Source organism: Candidatus Magnetobacterium casense, assembly GCF_019173545.1.
Taxonomy (GTDB): domain Bacteria; phylum Nitrospirota; class Thermodesulfovibrionia; order Thermodesulfovibrionales; family Magnetobacteriaceae; genus Magnetobacterium; species Magnetobacterium cryptolimnobacter.
Genome location: NZ_JABXWD010000528.1, coordinates 1 through 1,979 on the forward strand (window position 1 = coordinate 1; position 1,979 = coordinate 1,979).

Annotated in this window: 2 protein-coding genes; both read left to right on the plus strand. The window is 52.5% G+C overall.

The features are described 5' to 3' along the window. Positions 1 to 250 precede the first annotated feature (250 nt). Complete coding sequence (locus tag HWQ67_RS17190; protein ID WP_218253922.1) at positions 251 to 943, plus strand: Rep family protein; 693 nt, start codon at positions 251 to 253, stop codon at positions 941 to 943. Between the two features lie 92 nt (positions 944 to 1,035). After that, positions 1,036 to 1,803 (plus strand): hypothetical protein, encoded by a 768-nt coding sequence (locus HWQ67_RS17195; protein ID WP_218253923.1) that lies wholly within the window; start codon positions 1,036 to 1,038, stop codon positions 1,801 to 1,803. Positions 1,804 to 1,979 lie beyond the last annotated feature (176 nt).

The window sequence follows — 1,979 nt, forward strand, 5'->3', positions numbered from 1 at the left end:
GGCGCCGGCGCCCGCCAGGGGGGGCGGAAGATAGAGCCCCCCCTAGAGGGTGTACTCTGCGAGGGGCGGCTGCTTGGCAGCGCCCCGTAGGCTGTGCCATACAGTTAGGCCGGAGGCCGATCTGCTTCCTGTTAAGACAGGAAGCCGTTATAGCAGCGGGGTCTACTTATAGACCCCGCTATAAAGGTATAAAAGTATAAAGGGGGTCCACCCGGCATCGCCAAGGGTGGATCCCCCGTTCGGTCGCAAAATGAATTTTGAAGGGTTCTGCGTCCGTGTCCAAGCCATGGATGGATACAGCGAGAAGATGCGCATGCTGCGGCAGACGACCGATTATCAAGCGATAGTAGCGGTCAAACATCGTGGGGCATCAGGTGAGAATGAACATTACCACATGGTGATCAAGACGCAGGTCAAAGACCAGGCTTTCAGAGTCAGGATGAAGAAAGTGTTTGATATGGGAAAAGGCAATGCGCATATGTCAATAAAGCCGTGGGATGGGAACATTGACGCCATAAGCTACTTGTTTCATGAAGACGAAGACGCCAAGCCAATTGTCCAGCACAATGTCAGCGATGAAACAATCACGAAAGCCAGAGAGAGAAATCGTGAAGTCCAGGTGAAAATGGAAGAGGCTAAGAAGCGTGCGTCTTGGACCATTGAGCAGGAACTATTAGAGCACTATAAACAGATCAAGAGATCACCGGATATCCACACGATAGCCAAGGATATAGTGCTTCATGCGTTGCGAATGGATAAGTATGTACCTAATGATTTCCTGCTGAAGGCAATGGCTTCAAAACTACATTTTAAGCTACAAGAAGGTGACGTAGATAGGGAAGAAGAATTCGCTATCAACTATGTTTCACGTGTATATCGCATGGACTACGATGAAGAGTCTCGCTGGCGCAGCGTCGCCCAGGGGGGGTATCCAAAAAACTGAAAATCCAGAAAACCTCGTCTCGCCATAGAGTGAGGATAAACATCCTCGCCCCCGCCATACCTGGCGATATTATCTCACAAATATGACATAACATGGCTAAGGGTAAAGCAAAGGGAAAGAAGGGTGCCCGTCGTCCGGCTGGACGGCGCCGCCCGGTCGCTCGTCGCACCAATGTACCTGACTACGCAGGTCTCTCAGCGAAGCGCACTATCACTACTGGTGGTGTACAGTTTTCGTCAAACACGCTCTACAATCTGATGAATGTCCAGCTTGCGGACTATCCTCGCGCCGTTCAGGTTGCGAAGGCATATCAACACTATCGCATTCGTAAGATCTCGGTTACATTCAAGCCAACGCTTGACACCTTCTCCTCTGGTGGTGCTACGTCAAAGGCTCGCCTCTACTATATGATTGATAAGTCTGGCTCTATCCCGACCAATATTTCGCTAGAAGGATTGAAGGCGATGGGCGCTCGTCCCAGAGACCTTGATGAGAAGAATGTTACGATCGCATGGTCACCGTCAGTTCTTGAAGGTGTTATGTTCCAGCCAGGTGTCGCTACGACGGCACCGTCCAAGTACAAGGTTAGTCCTTGGCTGTCTACCTCATCTGTGCCTGTTCAGCCTGGTGTCTTCGTTCCGTCTGGAATTGACCACCTTGGTCTGTACTGGTACCTTGATATGATGATTGATACCGTAGGTTATCAGTACGCCATTGAGGTTGAGGTTCAGTTTGAGTTTAAGAAGCCTCTTACGGACATTCTGTCTTCAGTCGCTGCTAAGCCGGCTGAGTATCCTCTGCTCAATGACAGCCCTGACGGTATCGTCGGTGGTACTGATGATCACCTAGCTACAGCTTAGGTGGTGAGCGCCGGAGGGCGCTGGAGCTGATAAGCGCTATGCCCGGGGGTGGGCAAGCCGGGCGCTTGGCGCCGGCGCCCGCCAGGGGGGGCGGAAGATAGAGCCCCCCCTAGAGGGTGTACTCTGCGAGGGGCGGCTGCTTGGCAGCGCCCCGTAGGCTGTGCCATACAGTTAGG

Excerpts from the sequence above, each read along its gene's own strand:
- HWQ67_RS17195 (WP_218253923.1), top strand. The coding sequence starts at position 1,036 with ATGGCTAAGGGTAAAGCAAAGGGAAAGAAGGGTGCCCGTCGTCCGGCT.
- HWQ67_RS17190 (WP_218253922.1), top strand. The coding sequence starts at position 251 with ATGAATTTTGAAGGGTTCTGCGTCCGTGTCCAAGCCATGGATGGATAC.